Origin of the sequence: Yinghuangia aomiensis (genome assembly GCF_039542225.1) — a bacterium.
Lineage (GTDB): Bacteria > Actinomycetota > Actinomycetes > Streptomycetales > Streptomycetaceae > Yinghuangia > Yinghuangia aomiensis.
Genome location: NZ_BAABHS010000001.1, coordinates 460,647 through 481,335, shown reverse-complemented (window position 1 = coordinate 481,335; position 20,689 = coordinate 460,647). Strand labels below are relative to the sequence as shown.

The window sequence follows — 20,689 nt, the reverse complement described above, 5'->3', positions numbered from 1 at the left end:
CTCTTCTCGTCGGTGCGGTCACGGTCGACCGCTGGTCGCGGCCTTGCGGGCGGTCTGCAGTTTCTGGAGCAGGTCAGGAGCGGCGGCGTAGTCGAGCATCGACTCGGCGGTGCGGCCGTGGATGGCGCCCATCATCTGCAGTTGGTTCGGGGTGTAGGAGGCGAACAGGTCGCGGATCAGTTGGGGCAGGTCGCTGCCCCACCGGGTGTCGTGGAACGCGCCGTCGAGGAAGTGCACTTCGACGTCGGTTTGGCCGCGACGGCCGCGGCCGACAAGTTGCTCGAGTTCGACGAGCATCGAGGCGATGAGGTCGTTCTTGAGTTCCTGCGGTAGTGCGGTGAATCGCTTGGGTGCGGACAGAATGCGCAGGACCCGTTGGAACGCGACGGTGCGGCCGTAGCGCAGTTCGGCGGCTGGGTCGGCGCTGGGTTTGGTGCAACGGTAGGCGTAGGCGGCGACGTTCGCGGCGAGGTCTGCGATGGAGTCCAAGGGCATGACGGGCCGTACGGCCAGTGCGATCAGGGCCACTGCGGACTCGAGCTTGCCGCTGGGCGCGGCGACCAGGAGGTTCAAGGCGCGTGCGATGCGCGACGTCGGAGCGGCCAGGACTTGGCCGCCGAGGCGGACCAGTTCGACGAATCGGTCGCGGGTGAGTCGGCGTACGAGGTCGGATAGCGGGGGCAGGTTCTGCTTCGCCTCGTCGCTGTCGGGTTCGGCGGCGACGAGTTCGAGGAATTCCCCCTCTGCGGTGATGCCTGCGAGGACGCCGGCGAGGAAGAGGAACACTTGGACGTAGGAGTTGACGGCAACGATGGCGCGGGCACGGTGCCGGGTGGCCGGGTTCTTGCGCAGACGTTCCAGGGCAGCGAACAGGTCTGGTGCCCAGGCGTGGCCGAGGTCGTACGTGTTGCGGTCGCGGTCCGCGAATCGTCCGCCGCCGACCTGGACGGGTTTGCCGTTCTTGGTCGGTGTACTGGCGTAGAAGTCGACTCTCCCGGCGTTGTCGTCGCACATCCACCAGGTCGGGTCCACGATGAGGTGGGTACGGGCCGCCCCGGGAAAGTAGCCGGTCGCCGAGACGCCGAGAACGACGCGCTGGTGTCCGGCCAGAGCGAGGGCGACGGTGTCGCCGAGGTCGGCGGTGTAGGCGTGGGAGTCGCCGCGGAGCGTCTCCAGTCTGAGTTTCGGCTGGCCTTGGGGGTCGTCGATGCCACTGAACCGGAAGCCGATGATGAGTCGGCCGAGGGGGCCGAAGGGGATGACGCTTTTGGATCCGTAGACGCCCATGCCGTCGGCGAGCGAAGTGGCAGCCCGCAGGCCGGAGTCGCGCAGTTCGTCGGCGCGGTTGGCCAGTTCGAAGACGCATCGTTCGAGGGTGGTCAGCCACAGTTTGAGCATCAGCGCATGCAGGATGCCTGCGGTCTCCCGAACCACGAAGTCCTCGTACTCGGCGGCCGGAAGCTCGTTGTCGTCGTCGACGAACGCGTCACGCGGGCGGTTGTCCATCACGACGACGCGGAGTGCCTCTCGGAGGCGGTCCTTGACCAGTTCCATGGTCTGTCCGACGCCCTGGTCGGGGTCCTCGTCGAGGCTGACCATCGTGGTCAACAAACGGTGCACCGGAAGCAGGGCTGGTCGCAGTCGGTTGGCCTCCACCCGGTCCTTGGGACGGACAGCGGACGGCGGGAGCAGGGCTTGGAGCTCGTCGAGTTGCGCCTGTGTGGCAGATGTTCGTTCTTCGACGCCGATGAGGACTTCGAGCAGGTCGCGGTCCCAGCGTGACGCCTGGTACCAGTGCTGCCGGCCCCGGGCGGCGGCGGCGATCTCGTGCACGTCCTCGCCGGCCGCCAGTCGGGCTGCGTCGAGTGGGTTGAGGCGGATCACACCGGCGGCGACAAGGTCGAGCAGTTGCTCGGCGAGGTAGCGCAGTCGGGTAACCGGGGGCCGCACTTTGAGCGACACGCGCGGTGGCACGTGGTCGAGACCGGAAACGAGATCGCGGAGCACCGTGGTGCGCTGGCCGTGGCAGGCCAGGACCAGTTCGCTGGTGTCCGCGTCGAATCCCATGGACTGGAACTTGTCGACCTCGTCGAGGAACACGACCGCGGAACGCGCCAGCAGGAGCCTCTCCATGGTGGTGTTCCGGTACAGCGTGTGGTCGATCCACACCGGCAGATGCGTGCGTCCTTGGCGGAAGTACGCGTGTGTGGTGATCACGACCAGTGCGTCCTGAGCGGCACGGAGCTGGTCGAATTTCTCACAGACGTTGACGAACCGGCAGTAGTGCTTGGTCACCGGTCCGTCGAACCCGGCGCCGCGCTTGACCCAGCTGCGGCACGCTTCTCGGCCGTCCCAGTCGGCCGGCGGCCGCTCCAGCTGGTCCTTGACCGCGCAACCGTACCCGGCCTGCCCGATACGCCACAGCGTCTTGGACGAAAGCAGCGCCAGGGGGATGCCGGCCATGTCCGGCTTGACGGCCTTGTATGCGAACTCGTGGCGTCCGTTCGGCGATGTCAGCGGCACGCAGGTCTGCTGGATCCTCAGGAGTTCGAACGCCTGGCTCACCTCCGCCACCATGGAGTACACATCGTCGTTCTCCCCTACGACGAGCGTGATGGGGACCCCGAGTTCGGCCATGTGGACGCACAGGACGACCGCCCACACGCTCTTGCCCATGCCGGTCGGCGCGCTGAGCCACTTGAGGACGCCAGCGGAGACCGGGACGAGGTTCTTCTGTCCGTGGCGGTAGCCGAAGGCCTCCGTGAACATCTTCTTCAGCTGGCGCCGCCGGTACGGGGTGCCGGGCATCTTCCGGTCCAGCTTGCCGGCTGTCCGCAGCTGCGCGTCCAAGTCCATCAGCACTGCGGACAGGTGCGGGGCCGTGCGGAAATGCGGGACCTTGAGGGCGAGTTTGCTGCGGTCGGAGACCTCCAGCGCGACCGTGCGGCTGCCGGCTGCTGCCTCCCACACCCCTGCCTCGACGATCGACAGCTTCGGCTCGCGGCGCGCGTCCTCGATTGCGTCCATAGCCTTGTCCGCGACGTCGAATGGATGTCGGCCGTGCCGTGGCATCAAAGAATCGACCAGGCCGTCGTCGCCGGTGAAAACGGCTCGGTAGTGGGCGGACAGCGCAGAATCCGGGTCCCGAGCCAGTTCGGTGACCTTCTCCTGCAGCCGTTCGAGCCGCACGGCCTCGGCGGGGCGGAGGTTGATCATCCGCCCGACGCGCTGCTGCTCGGGGTAGGGCAGCGTGCTCCATTCGGACCAGGTGCGGGCCTGCCGGCCGGACATCATCGCGCTGGCGTCCTCCAGGCGGACGACGACGTTCCCGTGGTCGTCCTTGTCCGGACGGTAGTGCTCGGTGATGGCCAGCGCAGCGACCAGCGCACGGTCGCTCATGCCGCCTCGACGGCAGCGATGAGGTCCGGCCCGGTCAGCACCTTCCAGCCTTGCGCCTTCACCGCCCGCCGCACCAGGCTCGCGTACTGGGCCTGCTTGTCCGGGATGACGATGTAGGAGTCCCGCCCCGGCGGGGGTGCCTCACACATTTCGTCGGCGAGTTCGTACATCGACGCCCAGGTCTTCGCGTCCACACGCCACACCCGCCCGTTCTTCTCGACATGCAGGTCGTACATGTCCCCGAACGGCCACATCTCCACGTCCGCACCGAGCAAGCGGAGCGCGTCCGCCAACGCCATCTCGAAGCGGCCGGGAATGGTGACCCACAGCCAGAGCCCATAGGACAAGGCCCGGTAGTCGCCGACCGGCTCCAACCGCGGCAGCATCTCCGGCTTCCGCAGGTCACCATCAAACTTGAGCGCTTCGCCGCTGGGGGTGCGGACGAGCCTGAACACCGCGCCGCGGTCGCGATGGTCAGGCCAATCGCATTCGAACCGGGCAGCGCCGCCCGGCAAGGCATGCACCCGCATCGTCCACTGGCAGAACGGGCACCGGGCGAACCGGTCGCAGAAACTGCGATCCGCCGGGATGTCCGTGTAGACCTCCAGCGCGCGCAAAGGCGCAGGAAGATGACCGATCGCGCGCACCTTCTGCACAGGCGCCGCAGTCACCACGTCCCGGCAGCTCACGTAGACCTTCTCACCTGCATGCTTCATCGCCTTGAACAAGACGTTCTGCACCGTCTCGGGCGTCAGCCGCGCGAACGACTGCTTCGCATGCGACTTCGACGCCGCCCGCACGACGCTGCGCAAGTGCTCGCGGTCCACATCGAACCCATGGCTGGCATCCCACGCAACGGGCCCCTCGAACGCCAAGTGCTCAAGGTCGGAGGACGCGGTACCGTCCGCGTTGAGGAGCTTCAGGCTTCCGATGTGCCCCGGAACGACGCCCGGCGGCATCAGCTCGGCCAACGGCTTCTTGAGCTGATCGACAAACTCGGCAAACCCGGGTGCACGGCGCGCAGGTCCGTGAGCACGAACCAGGCGGCCATGACACTCCATGAGCATCCGCACCTTCGCACGCGGGTCGCCCTCGGCGGTCGTCAACAGCGACGCCGCCGCCACGCATCCTTCCAGGGCCAATCGCTGGTCGGCTGACAACGAGTAGGAAGAAGCCGAGACCCCTGCCGCAACCCGCACAGCCCCTCCGCACTCGGAACGCGGCCCACCCGCCGCCATGGCCAACCGAATATATGTCTACAGCACCTTAAACCTGGAGGCTCGCCACATTCACTCACCCGGACGATCAGTCGGGAGCCGACCAGACAACTTCGGGCCGCACAGCCCGGTAGGGCTGCGCGGCACCGCAGCTCACGCAGGAGCGAACAGCCCGACTCCTGAGGCACTTCGAGTGGCCTGCTTCACGGCGTCCTCGACCAGAGCCACCGTCCGCGACGGCGGGGCATAGCCACCCACCCGGCGCTGCACGAAATCGCGAAGATGGGCGCGCTTGGCCGTTTGGCCGGACGCCTGCTGATACGGGGAGTAATCGGCCAGGCCGGCGACAACAGACGCGAGATCGGCCTCCAGTTCGTCGTAGGCACGACCCGCCGCCAGGATCACCCGCTGGGAAGCCGTGGACAGTACGTCCCACATGAGGGGACGTTCGAGATCCTCCAAGCCCAGGTCAGAGGCCATGGCCACAGCGCGCCGCTTCGGCTCCGACGGCGCAGCACGGTACGCCGGCATCGCCAGCAAGGCGTCGACCATCGCCTTCTTCTGCGCGGCGATCTCCTGCGCGCTGACATAGCCGACCTCGTCATCGGGCATCAACGCGTCCAGCGCGTCGAGAAGCTCGCTGTACCAAGCAGCCACGGCGCGCCATTCATGCAGCACTCCGTCCGCCGAGAACGTGACGCTCAATTGCGAGACCCGGTTCGCGAATCCGGCCGCGCGTCGCAGCAGCTGTTCGACCGCACCCCGCACCTCCGCTGGCACATCGTCGTCGCCTTCCAGAGGATCCAGGTCGTCGGTGCAGAACAGCTCCTCGTCCACATAGAGCAGCCGTGCCCCTGCAGCCGCGGCCAACCTCACGACGTCCTCGGCCTCGGCATACGCGCCGGACAGATCCAACGCCGCGCAAGAGCGCGCTTTCGGGACTCCTGAGACCTTGGTCAATCCGCGGTCTGCCGCCCATTTGGGCAGAATCAGCAAGACCTCTTCAAGCCGCGTCGTCGATGCCACGCTTCCCACATCCATCACATAGACGGTTCAGTTGGCCTCGGAGCGTATCCACCGGCTCTGACAATGCGTACTCCGTCCACCCAAGGCGCCCGGCAGGCCGACGTAGCGACACAGCCCCTATGGATTCAGTCCGGCTGGCTTTGTCCATCAGAAGCCGGTTTCCATGAACAAGGTCATAGGTCACGGAACCAGCGCCACCGACCATGTCACCGGCGTCGTCCTTGCCCGGCTGACGACTTCGCACAGGTGGTGTGATCGGATGTTCCAGGCAGTACGCCCGGTTGTCGTACATGACGAGGTGAAGGGGGAGACCGTGGGCGATCGCATTCCGCTCGCTGAGGTGATCGACCAGATCAGGAACGAACTGGGGGATGCCGCAGCACGCGCAGCCGGGGCAGGCATGCAGTTCCCGGTAGGCGCGGTGCAGATCGAGTTGCAGGTCGGGGTCACCAGAAGCGAGGACGGCAAGGCGGGCGTGAAGCTGTGGGTCGTCGACCTTGCCAGCGGAGGCGGGGTGTCGCATCAAGCAGTACAGAAGGTGATCGTGAACCTCGATCCGCCCGTCGACCCGCAAGGCCGGAGGATCAAGGTCGGCCACGGAGTCGATGAGCGTCCGTGACGGCCGAACCCACCGCGAAGTCCATACCGAACGCGCCACTGCCCGTCATGACCCTGGCCCGGGGCGGTCCCGGCCAACCGGCGTGGCAGGTCGGATCTGGGACTGTGATCCGTCCGGGGATCGCCGTGACAGCAGCCCACAACCTCGGCACCGGCGAACGCGTGGTGCGGGCCGGTGAAATCGACTACTCGTGCACGGTGGCCTACGACGGCCGCCCGGACGGGCTCGACATTGCCGTCCTCCAGGTCGACGGCCTGACCGTCGCCGGTACCACAGGCTTCGCGCGCATCGACCGGACCAGCACCGAAGTACTGCGTGACTGCTGGGCCACGGGCTTTCCACAGTTCGTACACCAGGACCGCCAACACAGACCTCCCTTGCGGGACACCGAACAGACGATCGGGACGATCGCCCCTGGCTCCGGCCTGGTTTCCGGACACCTTCGGCTCGTGGTGTCGAGCCGCCCCGCGAGCATGCCGGACGAATCGCCGTGGGCGGGCATGTCGGGAGCCGTGGTCTTCACCCGGGATCGCCACTGGAACGCGGTCGCCCTCGGTGTCGTCGTCGAGCACGGTCTGCCGGAGGGTTCGAGTTCACTGACCGTCCTGCCATTCACCGCACTGGACGCGCTAGAAAGTGCTACGCGAACGCGTGTCTGGAATCTGCTCGGTACGGCGGGTATGGACCTGCCGGTTCTCCCTCGGGCCGAGGACGCCAACAACCTGGCAACACCGAGCGGTGCCTGGCACCTCCTTGAGATGCTCTCCTCCCGACGCGCCTTCTCCCACCACGACCGGCGCCTCGTCCACAGCGTCGCCATTCACGGGCTCCCTGCCGGACGCGTCACCGAGGCTCTTTACCACCTCAACCCGACCCGAGCCGTGACCGTAGCCCGCTCTCTCGGGCAGGCAACCGCGGAACTACGCGCCGCGCTCCGTGAGTTCTCAGGCCCGGCACCTCGGCCCGTGCTGCGGGCGGTGCGCGCCCTGGAGCGACTATGCAAAGACCACGCCGAAGACTTCGATCCCGGATACGGCCGCGGACCCGAGTTCTTCGTCAATCTCCCGCACATCGGCTGCGGCGAGGAACTGCACGACCTGTCCCTGGGCCCCACACCGCTCGGCATGCCGGCGGATGACAGTTTCGTCGCCTTCCGAGTCTTGGCGCAGTTTCTCGCCCAGTCTTGCGAACACTTGATCAAGGTCCGCCAGGCTGCGCTGACGCTGCTGGCGACCTTGGCCGAGACCTACCCGATGATCCGCACCGAAGGCGGCAGTGGCGAAGTGGCCGAGAGCATTCGCAGCGGCATCGCCGAGTTGCGGAAGCTGGCGCCAGCACTCCAACGCGCTGCCGACCTCGTCGGAGACGTCGTCGAACAACACAGCGGCCTCGGCTCTCGCCGGGACGAGTTGACCGCGCTCGCCCGGGGCCAAGACGAGATCACCGCCAACCTGCTCCAGGGCATCGCTGCCGTGCCCTCGATGCAGACCTGGATCGTTCCCACACGAGACCGGTGAGCTGAGAACCGAGAGCCACCCCCGAAGCCGCTGTGTCCGCCACCAGGGTGGCCTGTGCTCCACTCTCGCGTGTCAGCTGGATGCCGACGCGGCATCAGGGGCCTTGCGCCAAGGGGCATCAGGGTCCGCGAGTGTGTCAAGCATCAGCTCACACCAGGTGCTTGCTGTGCCGACGGCGAAGCGTGCGTGCCGCGGCCTGAGCCCTGACGGGGCTGCAAGGCGGCCGTGTCCGGTTCCGTACCGGTTGCGCAGTTCGGCGACGCCGATCGCTGCAGAGGTCAACGCGCCCAGAATCCGCCTAATGCTCTCCGCGTTGTCCGGGCTGGCCGTGGTTGTCGCAGCCGGCAGCGCGGCCGGATGCAGATGAAGTGCCTTCTGCGCCTGCTTGATCAGCGCCGGCAGGTCCTCTCGTTCGTCCACCGGCAGCCCACGCTCCAGAAGCACGACCTTCGCAGTCGCTTCAATGAGCTGCTTGGCTGCGCCGATTGCGTCGTCTACGTGCTCCGCTCCAAACCTTCGCACGCGCTCCAGTTCGGCGTGGATACCCGATGGCTCGGTCAACTGGGTGGCATGGAGGACCAGTCGGGACACTTGAGCGGTATGCAGGCGCAGGTCGTCGCCGACGCGGACACCGTCACGCCCGAACGCCTCACGCAGTTCGGCCAGGTCATCACCGGCAATCCCGTCGCCGCCGCCTTTGCGGCCGTCACGGTCGATACGCCGCAACAAAGACTCGAACACCCGCAGCGCCCGCGCCACATGGTCCACGTCTGTCCAGTCCACCGAGGCGGCGTACGCGTCAAAGGTCTGCTTGCGCACCCCGCCTTCGCCCGGAGTGAAGTCCGCGGCAGGGGCAAAGTGCTCGTTCTCCCAGTACTCGCTGATCGCCGCCACCACCAAAACACCCATCCACCCGCGCACAGCGTTGCGCGCAGGGCGGGACAGGAGTTCACGGCGTACAGACATACGAAGACGGTACGACGAGGGAGTCCGGGACGCCCTGGAATTTGCTGTCAAGCCAACGCGTAGACGGGTCGCGGCTGCCGGGAAAATCGCGGACCGGCGCCGAGGCGGCTGGGATAGTTATGGGAATCCTGACTCGAACATCCGCCCGGGGGCCAACCGTGTCCGCCCAGCACATCACCGACATCACCCGCCGCCACATCGCCGACACCCTCCAGCTGGAGAACATCAACTGGGCCGGCCGCCTGGACGACGCCGAGTTCCTCGGGCGCCTGTACGACCTGCAGTCCCTGGACAGCCACGACAGCCGTTTCCGTACCGTCGCCGGCGACATCGTCCAGCACACCTACAACAACGACGACTGGGAACGCGACTGGGTGTTCGGCGACTCCCGGTTCGGACTCCACCGCGGCTCCGACGAGGTCTTCCTGGCCTTCCTCGCCGAGACCTTGCATCCCGTCGTCCGCAACGACCGCGCCGAGACTGCCAAACTGCTGCAGATCTACAACGACGCCCTCGCGCCCGACGGCTACGCCCTCGTGCAGACCGGCGCCATCAGTGGGCGTCCTCTCTACGGCAGCAAGCGGACCTCGGCCTTCCACGGCGACGCACCGGCACTGCATCTCGACACGCGCCCCGTACTCACCGACTCCCGTGTCCTGCATGAACACCTCGCACGCATCCGTGACGGACTCGACCGGGACCCCGCGGCGGCGATCTCCTCCAGCAAGGAACTCGTCGAAAGCCTGTTCAAGCTCATCCTCGAGCGCAGCGCCATTCCGCACGACCGCAACGACGACATCCCCAAGCTCTACAAGAAGGTCGCCGACCTCCTCGCCCTCAAGGCCGAATCGGTACCCTCCAGCGCCCGCGGCAGCGAGACCGCCCAGAAGATCCTGCGCACGCTCACAACCACCGTGCAGTCCCTCACCGAACTGCGCAACGAACTCGGCCTCGGCCACGGCCGCACCACGCCCAGTCCAGCCCTCGCCAGACACGCCAGGCTCGCACTCAACGCCACTGTCACCATTACCGAGTTCCTCCTCGACACCTGGCAAGACCGCGTCGAGAAGGGCCAGGTCACCTTGGTTACCTAAGGCGCCGCGTATCGCCCCACCCCCAGGGGGTGGTCGCGTCACCCTGAGTGACGGTCTCCGGGGGCGGCTCGAGGTGAACCCGAACCCCCAGACCGCAGCGGGGCGATCTAGACATGACATGAGTGTGTACCGCAGCCGACCGGTGTCGATCCGGCCGTGGTTGAGCGCGTCGTAGAGGGCTCCGTGCCCGTGCCAGTGCTCGGCGCAAGCAAGAGTCCGACGTCTTGACCGGCCCGTCCGCGCAGAGCAGCGCGTCCGCGAGTTCAAACAACGCGGCGCCGCGACGCGTGAAGCACGCATGTAACTCCTCTCGCAAGGATGAGAGTTCGCTCAGGTGAGCGGCACTCATGGGGTCGACTGGCATGACCGCAAGGGTGGCCCAGGAGCCGCCCCTGCGCTCGCGGATTGCCAGAAGCTGCCCACCTGTGAGCGGGCCGGTCAGGAACAAGGCCGCGTCACCCGCGGAATCGCGCGCGGTCTGCGTGGATTCGCAGCAGCATGCCGGTGAGCGGTTCGCTGCCGTCATCGGGAACGAGCACCATCTGCTGTGCCGCGATGTCCTGATCGGCCCGTGCCCATTCATCCATTCCGCCGTGCTGCCACGCGACCTTCAGCGCCTCGAACAGGGGACTGATCTCGCCCCAGCCGGGCCACGGCTCGAACCGGCAACGGCAAGCTGAGAAGCTGGTCTCGGAACTGCTCGGCGCAAGCCACGGCCCGCCAGGGGGCGTGCCGCCGTCACGCTTCCGTTCGCAGCGCCGTCACAGTGACGGCGCCACGAACGGCACGGCAGATGCCGTCATACATCTTCCCGGTCAGGATGTCCCTGCGATCTGCACGATGACGTCCCGTCGCGTCGCGCCGTCCGCAGACGGCACGGGGTAGAACACAGGGAGTCCACGCTCCACTGCTTCCACAATGTCGTCAACGGTGAACGTCATCCTGGTCCCGACCGCCAGGTGCGCAACGGCGGTGGCCGCAGTCTCTGTACGGGCAATCACATCGAGAGTCAGGGACGTAGGGTCAATCGCCATTCCACAGCCGCCATCAGCTCACTCACTGCACCCGGTGTTGGTCCAGCCATGTGGTCTTGAGGATCAGGTAGCGCCAACGCTCGGCTGCACCAGCCTCCGGGGCGAGCAGGTCGTTGAAATCGTCCACTCTGATGAGATAAATGACGGCTTCTTTGTAGTTCGTGCTGATCGACACTCGCCCTTCGTCGTCGACAAGTTCGAAGGCCATCTCTTCAGGCAGGGCGACCAAGGCGACGTGCGTGGTCTTCTCAGGGTTGAAGTGAGCGTGGAGGTCGCGGGCGACCTTCCAGTCGTGTCCCGGCCATCTGCGACGCTCCCCCACTGTGGTGGGGACCAGCACCTTGGCGTCGATCAGCATGTCCTGGTCAATGATGTCGTGGCCCGCCTTCCGGCCTCCGACGAGGACCGGACGGCCTCCTTGGGCTTCGCGCCAGGCAGCAACGATGTACTCGCCCATGAAGGCGCGCACCGGGCCAAATGCACTGTTCACGATCTCCATAAGCCAGCCTTCAACCCGAAGCGCGCCCCGTCGCGGACTGCTGTGGGGAGCTCGCCGCATGTTCCACCACCATCAACTCCACTGTCTTGCCAGACGGTTAAGAAGCGTCGATATGGATGCGGGCAAATGCCATCCAGGGCCGCAGCCGAAAGGCTCCGCAACGGACGGCGCCCGCGACCGCCGAGACGTCCACCAGGCGCTCCTCGCCTACAACCACAGCCAGCCCTATGTGGCAGCGTGCCGGCGCACGCTGCCAAGTGCACGGCTCCGACGTCGGCAGCAAAGCCCGGTCTACCAACCTCGGCAGCCGCCACAGCAATAGCCTTCGCCCGTGCCCAGCTCGGAAGGCGACGGTCCAACTGCTGGCGGCTTCGACTACGGCACCGCCACAACATTTACGGCCGCAGCGTTCACCACAGGGTGTCGGCACCGTCTGGCGGGGGTCGTCTTACATCCGCTTCGATCCTTTCCATGGGACTTCGCCGTGGGTTTGCTTGGGCGGATTCACCAGCCGCGTCGTCGTCCGCATGCTGCTCCAGGTAATCAGCCAAAGCGCGGAGAATGCCGGGATTATCCTTCGCATGGCCGAGCGCAAGGTTGCAAGAGTGACACAGCAGCTTGCGGACACGACCGCTGGCGTGTGAGTGGTCTACGCATGGAGTCAGCTCATGGACGTCTGGATCGAAGGGGCGCGCGCAGGTGTAGCAGGCGAAGTCCTGCGCAATGAGCTTGGCTGCGAAGTCCTCGGGGAGGAGCCCGTAGGTGACACGCAGCCACCGTCTCCGTTCCTTATTGGCGAAGCAGGCCCGACAGATACGCGCCTCGCCGTTGAAGTACCAGCCAACCTCTGCGTAGACGTGGCCGTTGGCACACTCCGGCGTTTCCTCCCAGGACTTGCGGCGCTTCCAAGTGTGCTCGCTTAGGCCCCGTCCTTGACTCCGTAGATGGGATCGGACCTGACAGATGCGGCATACGCGTCGACCCGCTGGGTCAACGTAGAGCGTTTCCTCGGTCCACTCGTGACCTTTCGCGCACCGTTCAAGGTGGTCTGCTCTTTGCTGCTTCCCCTTGTACTGGCCAGCCTCGCCGAGAGGGGTGCGTCCCGGACGTGGCCGAGAGACTTCTAGGTGGGCGGGCCTGAGGCACCTTAGGACACCGCAGGTTTGGCGAACATGCTGGCCTTTGCGTAGAACATCCTTAGTGTGCTGCTCGTACATCCAACGGTGAAGCAGAACCTGACGAGTTTTGCGTTCCTCGCGCCATGCCTGCCTGTCCGAGGTTTGTGGTCGTCCTTCCTTGCTGACTACTCCACTCCAGATCAAGCAATCCCCTTGCTCCTCACAGTTCTTGATCACGTAGGCGACCGTGATCTCCTCGAGCTGTTCGGTTAGGTACTCCGTGGTCCCGTTCCGCTGGTGACGCTTGTAGCAGGGCTGGCACTTGCCATTACGCAGGGGCGAGTACGGCTTGTCGCAGGCTTCGCACCGATTCTCGGGTTTGTTCGGGATGTAGCTCTGGCGCTGCACGCGCGCACCGTACCGGGCTGGACCGACAAGTCTGGTGACGCAAGCACAGGGCTGCATCGGCAGCTCGTGGGTCCTCGTGGACCAGCTCACCCGAAGTAGCGGACGGTTTGAAGGCGATCTCTATGAGCGCGGCGCCACCCTCGTCCCCGGGACGACGGGAGAGCAACCACGATGGTGATCGACAAACGCCTCCTCCAGACCGCGGTCACCAGCACTCCGGACTCCGAGTCTCTCGTGGTCGTGCCCGTCGACGCCTCTGCGCTCGACGCGTTCCGGAGCGCCCACCAAGACCTTCTGGTGCGGCCTGTGATTGGGCGGTTGCGGGCAACGCCTGACCCCGAGGCGCTACACCGACCGGGCCTGTCACTTCGCCCATGTCCCCGACTCCGACCATCCCGCCGTGTGCCGGCGTCGCGCACTCGGCCCTGGCAGCGCCGACCACCTTTACATCAAGAGGCAGTTGCGGGCCTGGCTCGCCGACCAGGACATCCCCGCCAGCGCGGCCATCCCCCGCGACGCCGACGGTCCGCGGCTCGACGAAGTCCTGCTAGAACCCCAGGGCCGCGGCTGCCTGCGCGTCCTGCTCGACTACAACGCCTCAGCATCACTGGCATCCGCCGACACCGGGCTGCTCGTCCTCGGAGAGGACATCACTGCCGACCCGGCGGAATTGCTCCGGGCCGGCTACGTCCACCGCATCCGATGCGTGCCCGATGGCACCGCACGCCGCGTCCAGCTTGGCACGGAACACCACGACGGCACCGACTGGTTCGAGCTGGCCGAATGCGAACTGGCCCACGACGGCCTGACCACGCCCACTACCCGCAAGATCCGCCGTCTACGTACCGACCACCGCCCGCTCGGCCTGCTCCCACGCGATACCCAAGCCGCCTCAGTCACCGTCCACAACGCCCTACCCCGCGCCGCGGAACAACCCGCCGACGACCGAGCCGAAGCCATCACCGCGCTGCGCACCGCCCTGAACGACGGCGCCGGGCTGACCGACCTGATCCACGGCCGCGACCGCACCGAGGCAGCCACCGCTCCGGCGCGACCCCCGAGGAGTACGCGCTGCTGCGCGCCGCGGACGACACCGTGCTGCGCCTGACCCGCGGCGTGGGTGTTCCCACGTTCGACCACACCGCACCACGCCCCGTCACGCGTGCCGAACGCCAGGCCCGCGCTGCCATCGACCGGCTACCAGCGGCTGCGGCGCAACGACGGCCACCCGAGCCCCACCACCTTCCGGCGACTGACCCGCCAACTCGGCGATCACGCCCGGATTGCCGACCGCTTCCTCACCGATGAGGAACGCGCCGAGGTTCGTGCCTGGCAGCACCGCGCGCTCTCGGTACGTCCTGTCCCCCAACCCAAACCGCCGCAGCCGTCAGCGAGATCCGTTCCCGCATCCACACCGAAACCCGCAGGCACTGTTCTTCCCCACCGTAAGACGCCAATCCGGCAGGCCAGCCTTCGGGCCGACAGGGACCTCTCCGACATCGCCGAGGCCATCCGCGACGTCCTCGAACACGCCGCCCGACTCGGGAACACGGTGCGCTGGAGCGACCTGTGCGCCGAGGCCAAGGGTTTCGGGGCGCTCACCGACGATCAACAACACGAGATCCTGACCGTATTGAGGCCCGCGTCACCTCGCGGACGGCCGCCACGCACCCGCACTACCGCAGTGCGACCGCGGGTGGCGGCCGCACGACCGACGCACCCAACGCTTGGGCAGACGACCTCGACGCCGCGCACGGCATCTATCGCCCTGGCCGCTGATCCCAAGCGTGAGGCCCGGCGGCCGCAACACCGTCCGGTTCAGTCGACGAGGTAATGCGCTTCGATGTAGGCGACAGTGGAGTCGTACGGCTCGCCCACCGGTTTGAGCGTGTACCGGCGGAAGACTGCGGCAGTAGCGCGGCGGACGCCTCGGTTCCGGGCGTCGGCGTTGTCCCAGGACTTCGCGAGGGTGTGTGTGACCACGCGGTCGATCTCCTCCGCCAGGTTCCGCTCGGTGATCGTCAGGCCGGTCGGCGCGTGGTCGTGGATGATCTGGGACAGCACGCCTATGCGGTCGTCGTCCAGGACGACAGCCTCGTCGGGATGCTTCGCCGCGTCGACAACGGCGCGGGCCACCCGGAGTGCCTCGGACAGGAACTCCAGGGCACCTTGGGCGTTCTGGATGATCCGGTCCCGCAACTGCTTGATGCGCTCCGCGAGGGCGGTGTACTTCGCTGAACCCGGTTCGACGCCCTTATCGAGAGCTGCCTTGATCTCGTCCAGGATCTCCGCCGCGGACGGCGGCTTCTGCTCCCCACTGTCTTTGCCGGGTTTGGGGCGGACGAGCGCCAGCAATTCCTTGAGGATGGCGATGCCCTGGGCGTCGAGGACGAGGGCTTCATCCTGGGACGCGGCCACGGAGAACGAGTGCACGTGGGCGTTGATGATCTCCAAGACCATCGGGCCCAGCTCGCTGAGCCGTTGCTTGCGTTCCTCATCGGAGGACTTCTTGAACAAGGTGGTGTAAACGGACCCGAACAGGCCGAAGCCGTCCCGGTACTTGGCGACCCGCTTGTCGGTGTTGATGAGCGGGTACAGGCGGGCCAGAAGCCGGTAGTCCTTGGCGAACATGGCGGCGGATTCCGGGTTGGCGTCCAGGAAGCTGTTGACGGCTCGGACGGACTCGTAGCCGTGGACGGTGAGGTCCAGGCCCTCCACATCCACGAGGAGGTCTTCGATGCGGGCGAACGCAGCACGGAACTCGGTGACCAGGTCGGACAGATCAGTGACGAACCCGCCGCCCTTGCTGTCCTCGCCGGCGGTGGGGTCGACGACGGCCCGCTGGACCTCTTCGGCCAGGCCGATGTAGTCCACGACTACCCCGGACGTCTTTACATATCCGGTCGGGGATACCCAGGTGCGGTTCGGGCGGGTGATCGTCTGGAACAGCGTGTGAGCCCTGAGCGGCTTGTCTAGGTAGAGGACGCCTTCGTTGGGGGCGTCGAAGCCGGTCATCAGCTTGGCGGTCACCACCAGGAAGCACAGCGGGTCGTCCGGGCTGAGGAACCGGCGCTTCTGTTCCTCCTCGTCGGTCTCCGAGAGCCGGAAGGGTCGCATGGCCGGATCTTCGTCCTTGGCGTCCGAGACGTGGATGTTCACCTCGGCGGTGATCCGGTCGTGCTTGCCGACCTCGGCGAGCACCTGTGACGTCTCGAAGCCAGCAAGCAGCTCATTGATCTTGTGGGTGTACGCCACGGCCAGCTCGCGGTTATACGCGACGACCTGGGCCTTGAGGCCGTTGCGATAGGCGCCGGCCAGGTAGTGGTCCACGATGTCCTGGCAAACCGCGTGAACGCGGTCCGGGTTGGCGAACACCGAGGTGAGGCGCCCGAACTTCCGGGACAGGGCCTCACGGTCGGGGTCGTCAAGGTCGAACGTGTCAGCGAACTCGTCGAACTCGGCCTGCAACGCCTGGTCGTCCATCTCGAAGACGACCGGCCGCGGGTCCAGCATCACCGGGACCGTCGCCTCGTCGCGCAGCGACCGCGTCACTGAATACCGGTGCAGAACCCTGCCCGGGTCGGCCTCCTCGCCGAAGAGTGCGAACGTGTCCGTGGAGAGGTTCCGCACGGGCGTGCCAGTCATGCCGAAGAACTTCGCGTTCGGCAACGCCGCCCGCATCTGACCGGCCAAGGACGTCTTCTTCGACGACTGGGTGCGGTGAGCCTCGTCGACCAGCACGATGATGTTGTCGCGGGTCGACAGGTTCTTGCCGGCGTCGGCGAATTTGTGCACGGTCGTGGAAATAACGCCGCGCACATCATCCGCCAGCAGGGAACGCAACGCCTGGCTGCTGGCGGGTCGGTGGAAATAGGCGTGCCCCATCGCGGAGGTGAACACCCCGGATGTCTGCCGGACGAGGTCGGTGCGGTCCGACAGCAGGATGATCGTCGGTGACTCGGTGCGAGGGTCAGCCAGTAACAGCGAGGCTGCAAAAACCATCACCCATGTCTTGCCGGACCCCTGGTGGTGCCAGACCAGGCCCTTCGAACCGCCCGCTAGGACCCGCTGATGGATGTGGTGTGCGGCCTCCATCTGCGGATAGCGGGGGAGGTACTTCTGGTCCACCCCGCCGCCCGAGGTGCCGAAGAGAGCGAAGTTCGCGAGGATGTCCAAGACTGTGGCCGGGTTCAGCAGCAGCTCGACGGAACGCTGCACGTCCGCCCGCCCCGACAGCGCTTCGTCGTCGGCCGTGGACCGGAACGTCTGCCACAGGTTCGTCGGCGCTCCGGCAGCACCGAACCGCAACTTCAGCCCATCTGAAGCAACCGAGAACACGTTGGGCGTAAAGAACCAGGGATAGTCGGTGGCATACACGTCGTTGATCTCGCGGGCGGCGTCGGCCCAACCGGACTTCGCCGTCGGGGACTTCACCTCGACCACGACAAGAGGCAGGCCGTTGACCCAGTAGACGAGGTCGAAGCGGCGGGAAGTCTTGCCGGGTACGGTGATGGTCACCTCGTCGGACACGACCAGCGTGTTGGAGGTCGGGTTCTCGAAGTCGATGACCTTCAAAGCGTGCCACGAGCCGTCGTTGGCCCGGAACTCCTTGTGCCCACGGAGCAGATGCAACACCTGCTCGTTGGCCCGCACCAGCCCGCCGTCGACGGCATTGACCGTGGCGATGATCTCCTCCACCACGGTGTCCACGTCGAACCCGTCGATCACCGCGGAGTTGAGCCGGACGACGGCGTCCCGCAGCTGTCCGGCGGCCACCGTCTGCGTAGTCCCACGCGGCAGCGACCTGCCTGCTGTGAAGCCCCACCCCATCGGCAGAGACCACTGGATCATCAAGTTCTGGAATTCGCGCTCCCGAACGCCCTTTGCCACGGCTCAGACCTCCGACTCAACAGACCCGATGTCGATGGTGCGGTCCAGGAGCCCCGCCAGCAGCGCGGCCCGGACTTCACGAAGGCAGGCGGCCTCTGCGCGGGTCGTCGCGATGACCTCGCTCATCGAGTCGAGCTCTGTCACGATGCGAGCCTGGTCGGTGACGTTCGGGAGACGCACTCGCATCTGTACGGCTCGCCTAGAACCGATGTGCTTGATGTTGGTTCCGCCAGCGACGTCACGAAACTTTCCGGACTCGTACGCCCACAGGCACCAGTGATTGACGAACGCCGAAATGCTGACGCCTTGGATGGCGCGATAGCGAAGCAGGGTGTTCTGGAAGCAGACCGGAGCGGGGATTTCGTCCCGCCACATGGCGGGCATTCCCACTGCGGTCTCGCTTGCGCTCCCCTCGGAGACCAGGACATCCCCATAGCGGAGCCCGAAGGTCTCACGCTCGCCGGGGTTGAAGTCCATCTCAAGTACGTCGGAGAGATCCAGGGTTCCATAACCGACGTTGGCAGAACGTAGGTAGGGAGTCATATGCGGGCCGGTGGCACGTTGGGGTGAGCGCTGGCGTCCCATCATGATGCTAAATGCCTCGTCCGCACGGACTTCAACGGCTGGGATTTCGGTCAGCGAGTCAGCGCGGCGGCGGCGTAGAACGTTTTGCAACGCATCCGCTTCGGTGTCGAGCGCGGCGACCTGGTCATCGACCGCATCCAGCACCTCGACGATTCGCGCTTGCACCTCGCGGGGTGGGATCGGGAGTTGGATCTGCAATAGTTGCTCTGGATTGAGGCGCTTGCGCCGTTGAACCGTCCCGCTCACGCGGCTCTTCATTTCTGCCCAGAGTCGCGGCGAGCGGCAGAGGTGTCTCATCCAGTCGGGCGTCAGGTCTGGGCCAAGCGTGAACGTCGGGAACTCGTTGCTGACGACGAATCCATCAAACTCAGCCGGAACTACGGTGATCGGGCCTTCCCATGCAGTCAGTTTTCGCATTACGACCTGGTCGGCGCGCAGCACGTTCATTGCTGCGTACTCGGTATCTTCACCGTCGATTTCCCCCTTAGCGACAACCCCCTTCCCTGCATTGAGAACCCCGGCCAGGCGGTAGGTAGTTGCAGGCTTCATGGGTGTGCGTTGGATGTCGATGCGCATTACCTCGCCGAGCGAGCGAAGCGGATAACCGTCACTCATCGAAGTCCTCGATCCCTGCGGCGGAACGGCTGCCTGGCGGTGCACAGGGGCCTCCAGGTCACCGATGCTGACCTGCTGCCAGTCACTCATCGAAGCCCTCGATGCCCGCGGCGGAGAGGACCGCAAGCATGCGCTGCTCCGTCATTTGGCGCTCGGCCCGGGCAAGGTTGTAGGCGTCGATGAGGGGACCGAGGTCCTCCTCCTCGGCGGCGATTTGCTTGATGTAACGGCCGAGGTTGAGGTCGTACTTGTTCGCCGCGATCTCCGCAGTGTGGACGAACCGTGCCCCGAGTCCACTCGACTCTCCGGGGTCCAGCGGGTTGCCGTCAGCGTCGTATTTGGCGTTGTAGGCGGCCACGACGTTTGCGATGTCGGATGTGGTGAGAACGTTGCGATTCTTGGCCTTAGTGAATCGCCTGGAGGCGTCGATGAACAGCACGCCATTCTGCCGTTCCGGCGCTTTGGTACCAGGGGCACGGAACACGAGGATGGCTGTGGGAATGCTGGTGTTGTAGAAGAGGTTCACTGGCAGGCCGATGACCGCCTCCAGCAGGTCGTCGTCCAGAACACGCTGACGGATGGCTGCTTCCTGGCCGCCGCGGAAGAGGACGCCGTGCGGGAGGACGACGCCAGCGCGCCCCTTCTTCGGCCCCATGCTGGCGATCATGTGCTGTACGAACGCCCAATCCGCTGTCGACTGCGGGGCGACTCCTCCGATGGCGCGCGGGTCCTGGGCCCAGGGCTTCCATTTCAGGCTGTAGGGCGGGTTCGCGAGGAGCACGTCGAACTGCGCAACCGATCCATCAGGCTTTCTGAAGCGTGGGTCCTTGAGGGTGTCCCCCACCTCGACCTGGAACTGGGTGAGGTTGTGCATGAACAGGTTCATGCGGGCAACGCCCGCGGTGTCCGCGACAGCTTCCTGGCCGTGCAGACTGAGCGTGTATCCGCGGCCGCCGTGAGCCTTCAGTAGGTTCGCGGAGGCGATGAGCATGCCGCCAGACCCGCACGTCGGGTCGTACACCGACTCGTAGGCCTTGGGGTCGAGGAGTTCGACGATCAGTTCGACGACCTCGCGCGGGGTGAAGAACTGGCCGGCGCGCGTGCCGGACCCGTCGGAGAACCGCTTGAGCAGGTACTCGTACGCCCCGCCGAGCACATCGTGGGACATGTTGCCCTCGTGCATCTTCGGGACGCGGTCCATCGCCTGCATAACGGCCCCCAGGACCTCGCCCGGGAGGACCTCTTCGGCGGTCCAGGCCATGGACCCGAAAAGGCGGGAGAACTTGTCGGGGTTGGCGGTCTCGATGGCCTGCAGGGAGGTGCGGACACGCTCGCCGAGCTTGGGCTGGGTCACGGTGGCGAGGATGGACGACCAGGAGGCGCGACGCTTCTGGACAGTACCGGAGTGGATGAACGGGATCTCGAACGACTGGTAGTCGCGGTACTCGATCTCGTGGGCTTCCTCGGCGGAGAGGTTGTCCAGGCCCTCGTTGTCGGCCAGGAACTCCTGGTGCTGGTGCTCCCAGGTGTCCGACAGGTACTTCCAGAACATCAGCGGGAAGACGACCGAGGAGTACTGCGCTTCGGGCATCGCCACGCGCAGCTCGTCCGCGGCGTCCCACAACCGGCTCTCGATCTCCTGCTGGGTCACTGCCATCAGTCGGGGGTGTCCTTGCTCGTCAAAGTGTGCGGCCCGAAGGCC

Annotated in this window: 14 protein-coding genes; 4 read left to right on the top strand and 10 right to left on the bottom strand. The window is 66.1% G+C overall.

Going from position 1 to position 20,689, the window contains the following annotated elements; genetic code table 11:
* Nucleotides 1–18: 18 nt before the first annotated feature.
* The 3 genes from ABEA93_RS02020 to ABEA93_RS02010 form a co-directional block, all read right to left on the bottom strand.
* On the bottom strand, nt 19–3,399 hold the full coding sequence (locus ABEA93_RS02020; RefSeq protein ID WP_345673452.1) for a hypothetical protein: 3,381 nt from the start codon (nt 3,397–3,399) through the stop codon (nt 19–21).
* Nucleotides 3,396–4,523, bottom strand: a complete 1,128-nt coding sequence (locus tag ABEA93_RS02015; protein ID WP_345673451.1) for a restriction endonuclease-related protein — start codon at nt 4,521–4,523, stop codon at nt 3,396–3,398. The genes ABEA93_RS02020 and ABEA93_RS02015 overlap by 4 nt, the downstream gene beginning before the upstream one ends.
* A 246-nt stretch (nt 4,524–4,769) precedes the next feature.
* Nucleotides 4,770–5,642, bottom strand: a complete 873-nt coding sequence (locus ABEA93_RS02010; protein ID WP_345673450.1) for a hypothetical protein — start codon at nt 5,640–5,642, stop codon at nt 4,770–4,772.
* Between the two features lie 163 nt (nt 5,643–5,805).
* Between ABEA93_RS02010 and ABEA93_RS02005 the strand changes: the two genes are divergently transcribed.
* Together ABEA93_RS02005 and ABEA93_RS02000 are read left to right on the top strand one after the other, a co-directional pair.
* Nucleotides 5,806–6,261, top strand: a complete 456-nt coding sequence (locus ABEA93_RS02005) for a trypco2 family protein (protein WP_345673449.1) — start codon at nt 5,806–5,808, stop codon at nt 6,259–6,261.
* Nucleotides 6,262–6,458: 197 nt separating this feature from the next.
* The gene (locus tag ABEA93_RS02000) at nt 6,459–7,778 is read left to right on the top strand and encodes a hypothetical protein (RefSeq protein ID WP_345673448.1); all 1,320 of its coding nucleotides are present in this window, start codon (nt 6,459–6,461) and stop codon (nt 7,776–7,778) included.
* A gap of 72 nt (nt 7,779–7,850) precedes the next feature.
* On the opposite strand, the gene ABEA93_RS01995 is transcribed toward ABEA93_RS02000, so the two are convergent.
* Nucleotides 7,851–8,744: an abortive infection family protein gene (locus ABEA93_RS01995; RefSeq protein WP_345673447.1), complete on the bottom strand. Its 894-nt coding sequence runs from the start codon at nt 8,742–8,744 to the stop codon at nt 7,851–7,853.
* Nucleotides 8,745–8,902: 158 nt separating this feature from the next.
* Between ABEA93_RS01995 and ABEA93_RS01990 the strand changes: the two genes are divergently transcribed.
* Entirely contained in the window at nt 8,903–9,838 is a 936-nt protein-coding gene (locus tag ABEA93_RS01990; protein WP_345673446.1) for an abortive infection family protein, read from the top strand.
* A gap of 455 nt (nt 9,839–10,293) precedes the next feature.
* Here ABEA93_RS01990 and ABEA93_RS01980 read toward each other — a convergent pair whose 3' ends face one another.
* The 3 genes from ABEA93_RS01980 to ABEA93_RS42060 all read right to left on the bottom strand — a co-directional run bounded on the left by ABEA93_RS01980 (nt 10,294) and on the right by ABEA93_RS42060 (nt 12,588).
* Nucleotides 10,294–10,425, bottom strand: a complete 132-nt coding sequence (locus ABEA93_RS01980; RefSeq protein ID WP_345673445.1) for a hypothetical protein — start codon at nt 10,423–10,425, stop codon at nt 10,294–10,296.
* A gap of 469 nt (nt 10,426–10,894) precedes the next feature.
* Nucleotides 10,895–11,371 carry a hypothetical protein gene (locus tag ABEA93_RS01975; RefSeq protein ID WP_345673444.1) on the bottom strand — a complete coding sequence of 159 codons (477 nt, stop codon included), beginning with the start codon at nt 11,369–11,371 and terminating at the stop codon, nt 10,895–10,897.
* A 410-nt stretch (nt 11,372–11,781) separates the two neighbouring features.
* Nucleotides 11,782–12,588 carry an endonuclease domain-containing protein gene (locus ABEA93_RS42060; RefSeq protein WP_425584779.1) on the bottom strand — a complete coding sequence of 269 codons (807 nt, stop codon included), beginning with the start codon at nt 12,586–12,588 and terminating at the stop codon, nt 11,782–11,784.
* Between the two features lie 709 nt (nt 12,589–13,297).
* Between ABEA93_RS42060 and ABEA93_RS01970 the strand changes: the two genes are divergently transcribed.
* Nucleotides 13,298–14,005 (top strand): hypothetical protein, encoded by a 708-nt coding sequence (locus tag ABEA93_RS01970; protein ID WP_345673443.1) that lies wholly within the window; start codon nt 13,298–13,300, stop codon nt 14,003–14,005.
* 710 nt (nt 14,006–14,715) lie between these two features.
* Here ABEA93_RS01970 and ABEA93_RS01965 read toward each other — a convergent pair.
* Genes ABEA93_RS01965 through ABEA93_RS01955 form a run of 3 tightly spaced genes read right to left on the bottom strand, consistent with a single transcriptional unit; the run spans nt 14,716 to nt 20,644 of the window.
* On the bottom strand, nt 14,716–17,787 hold the full coding sequence (locus ABEA93_RS01965; protein WP_345673442.1) for a type I restriction endonuclease subunit R: 3,072 nt from the start codon (nt 17,785–17,787) through the stop codon (nt 14,716–14,718).
* A gap of 3 nt (nt 17,788–17,790) precedes the next feature.
* A complete protein-coding gene (locus tag ABEA93_RS01960; RefSeq protein WP_345673441.1) occupies nt 17,791–19,077 on the bottom strand; it encodes a restriction endonuclease subunit S in 1,287 nt (428 codons plus the stop codon).
* The gene (locus tag ABEA93_RS01955) at nt 19,070–20,644 is read right to left on the bottom strand and encodes a type I restriction-modification system subunit M (RefSeq protein ID WP_345673440.1); all 1,575 of its coding nucleotides are present in this window, start codon (nt 20,642–20,644) and stop codon (nt 19,070–19,072) included. Before ABEA93_RS01955 ends, ABEA93_RS01960 begins: the two co-directional genes overlap by 8 nt.
* Nucleotides 20,645–20,689 lie beyond the last annotated feature (45 nt).

Excerpts from the sequence above, each read along its gene's own strand:
- ABEA93_RS02020 (WP_345673452.1), bottom strand. The coding sequence starts at position 3,399 with ATGAGCGACCGTGCGCTGGTCGCTGCGCTGGCCATCACCGAGCACTAC.
- ABEA93_RS02005 (WP_345673449.1), top strand. The coding sequence starts at position 5,806 with ATGAACAAGGTCATAGGTCACGGAACCAGCGCCACCGACCATGTCACC.
- ABEA93_RS01995 (WP_345673447.1), bottom strand. The coding sequence starts at position 8,744 with ATGTCTGTACGCCGTGAACTCCTGTCCCGCCCTGCGCGCAACGCTGTG.
- ABEA93_RS01980 (WP_345673445.1), bottom strand. The coding sequence starts at position 10,425 with ATGGATGAATGGGCACGGGCCGATCAGGACATCGCGGCACAGCAGATG.
- ABEA93_RS01975 (WP_345673444.1), bottom strand. The coding sequence starts at position 11,371 with ATGGAGATCGTGAACAGTGCATTTGGCCCGGTGCGCGCCTTCATGGGC.
- ABEA93_RS42060 (WP_425584779.1), bottom strand. The coding sequence starts at position 12,588 with ATGTACGAGCAGCACACTAAGGATGTTCTACGCAAAGGCCAGCATGTT.
- ABEA93_RS01960 (WP_345673441.1), bottom strand. The coding sequence starts at position 19,077 with ATGAGTGACTGGCAGCAGGTCAGCATCGGTGACCTGGAGGCCCCTGTG.
- ABEA93_RS01955 (WP_345673440.1), bottom strand. The coding sequence starts at position 20,644 with ATGGCAGTGACCCAGCAGGAGATCGAGAGCCGGTTGTGGGACGCCGCG.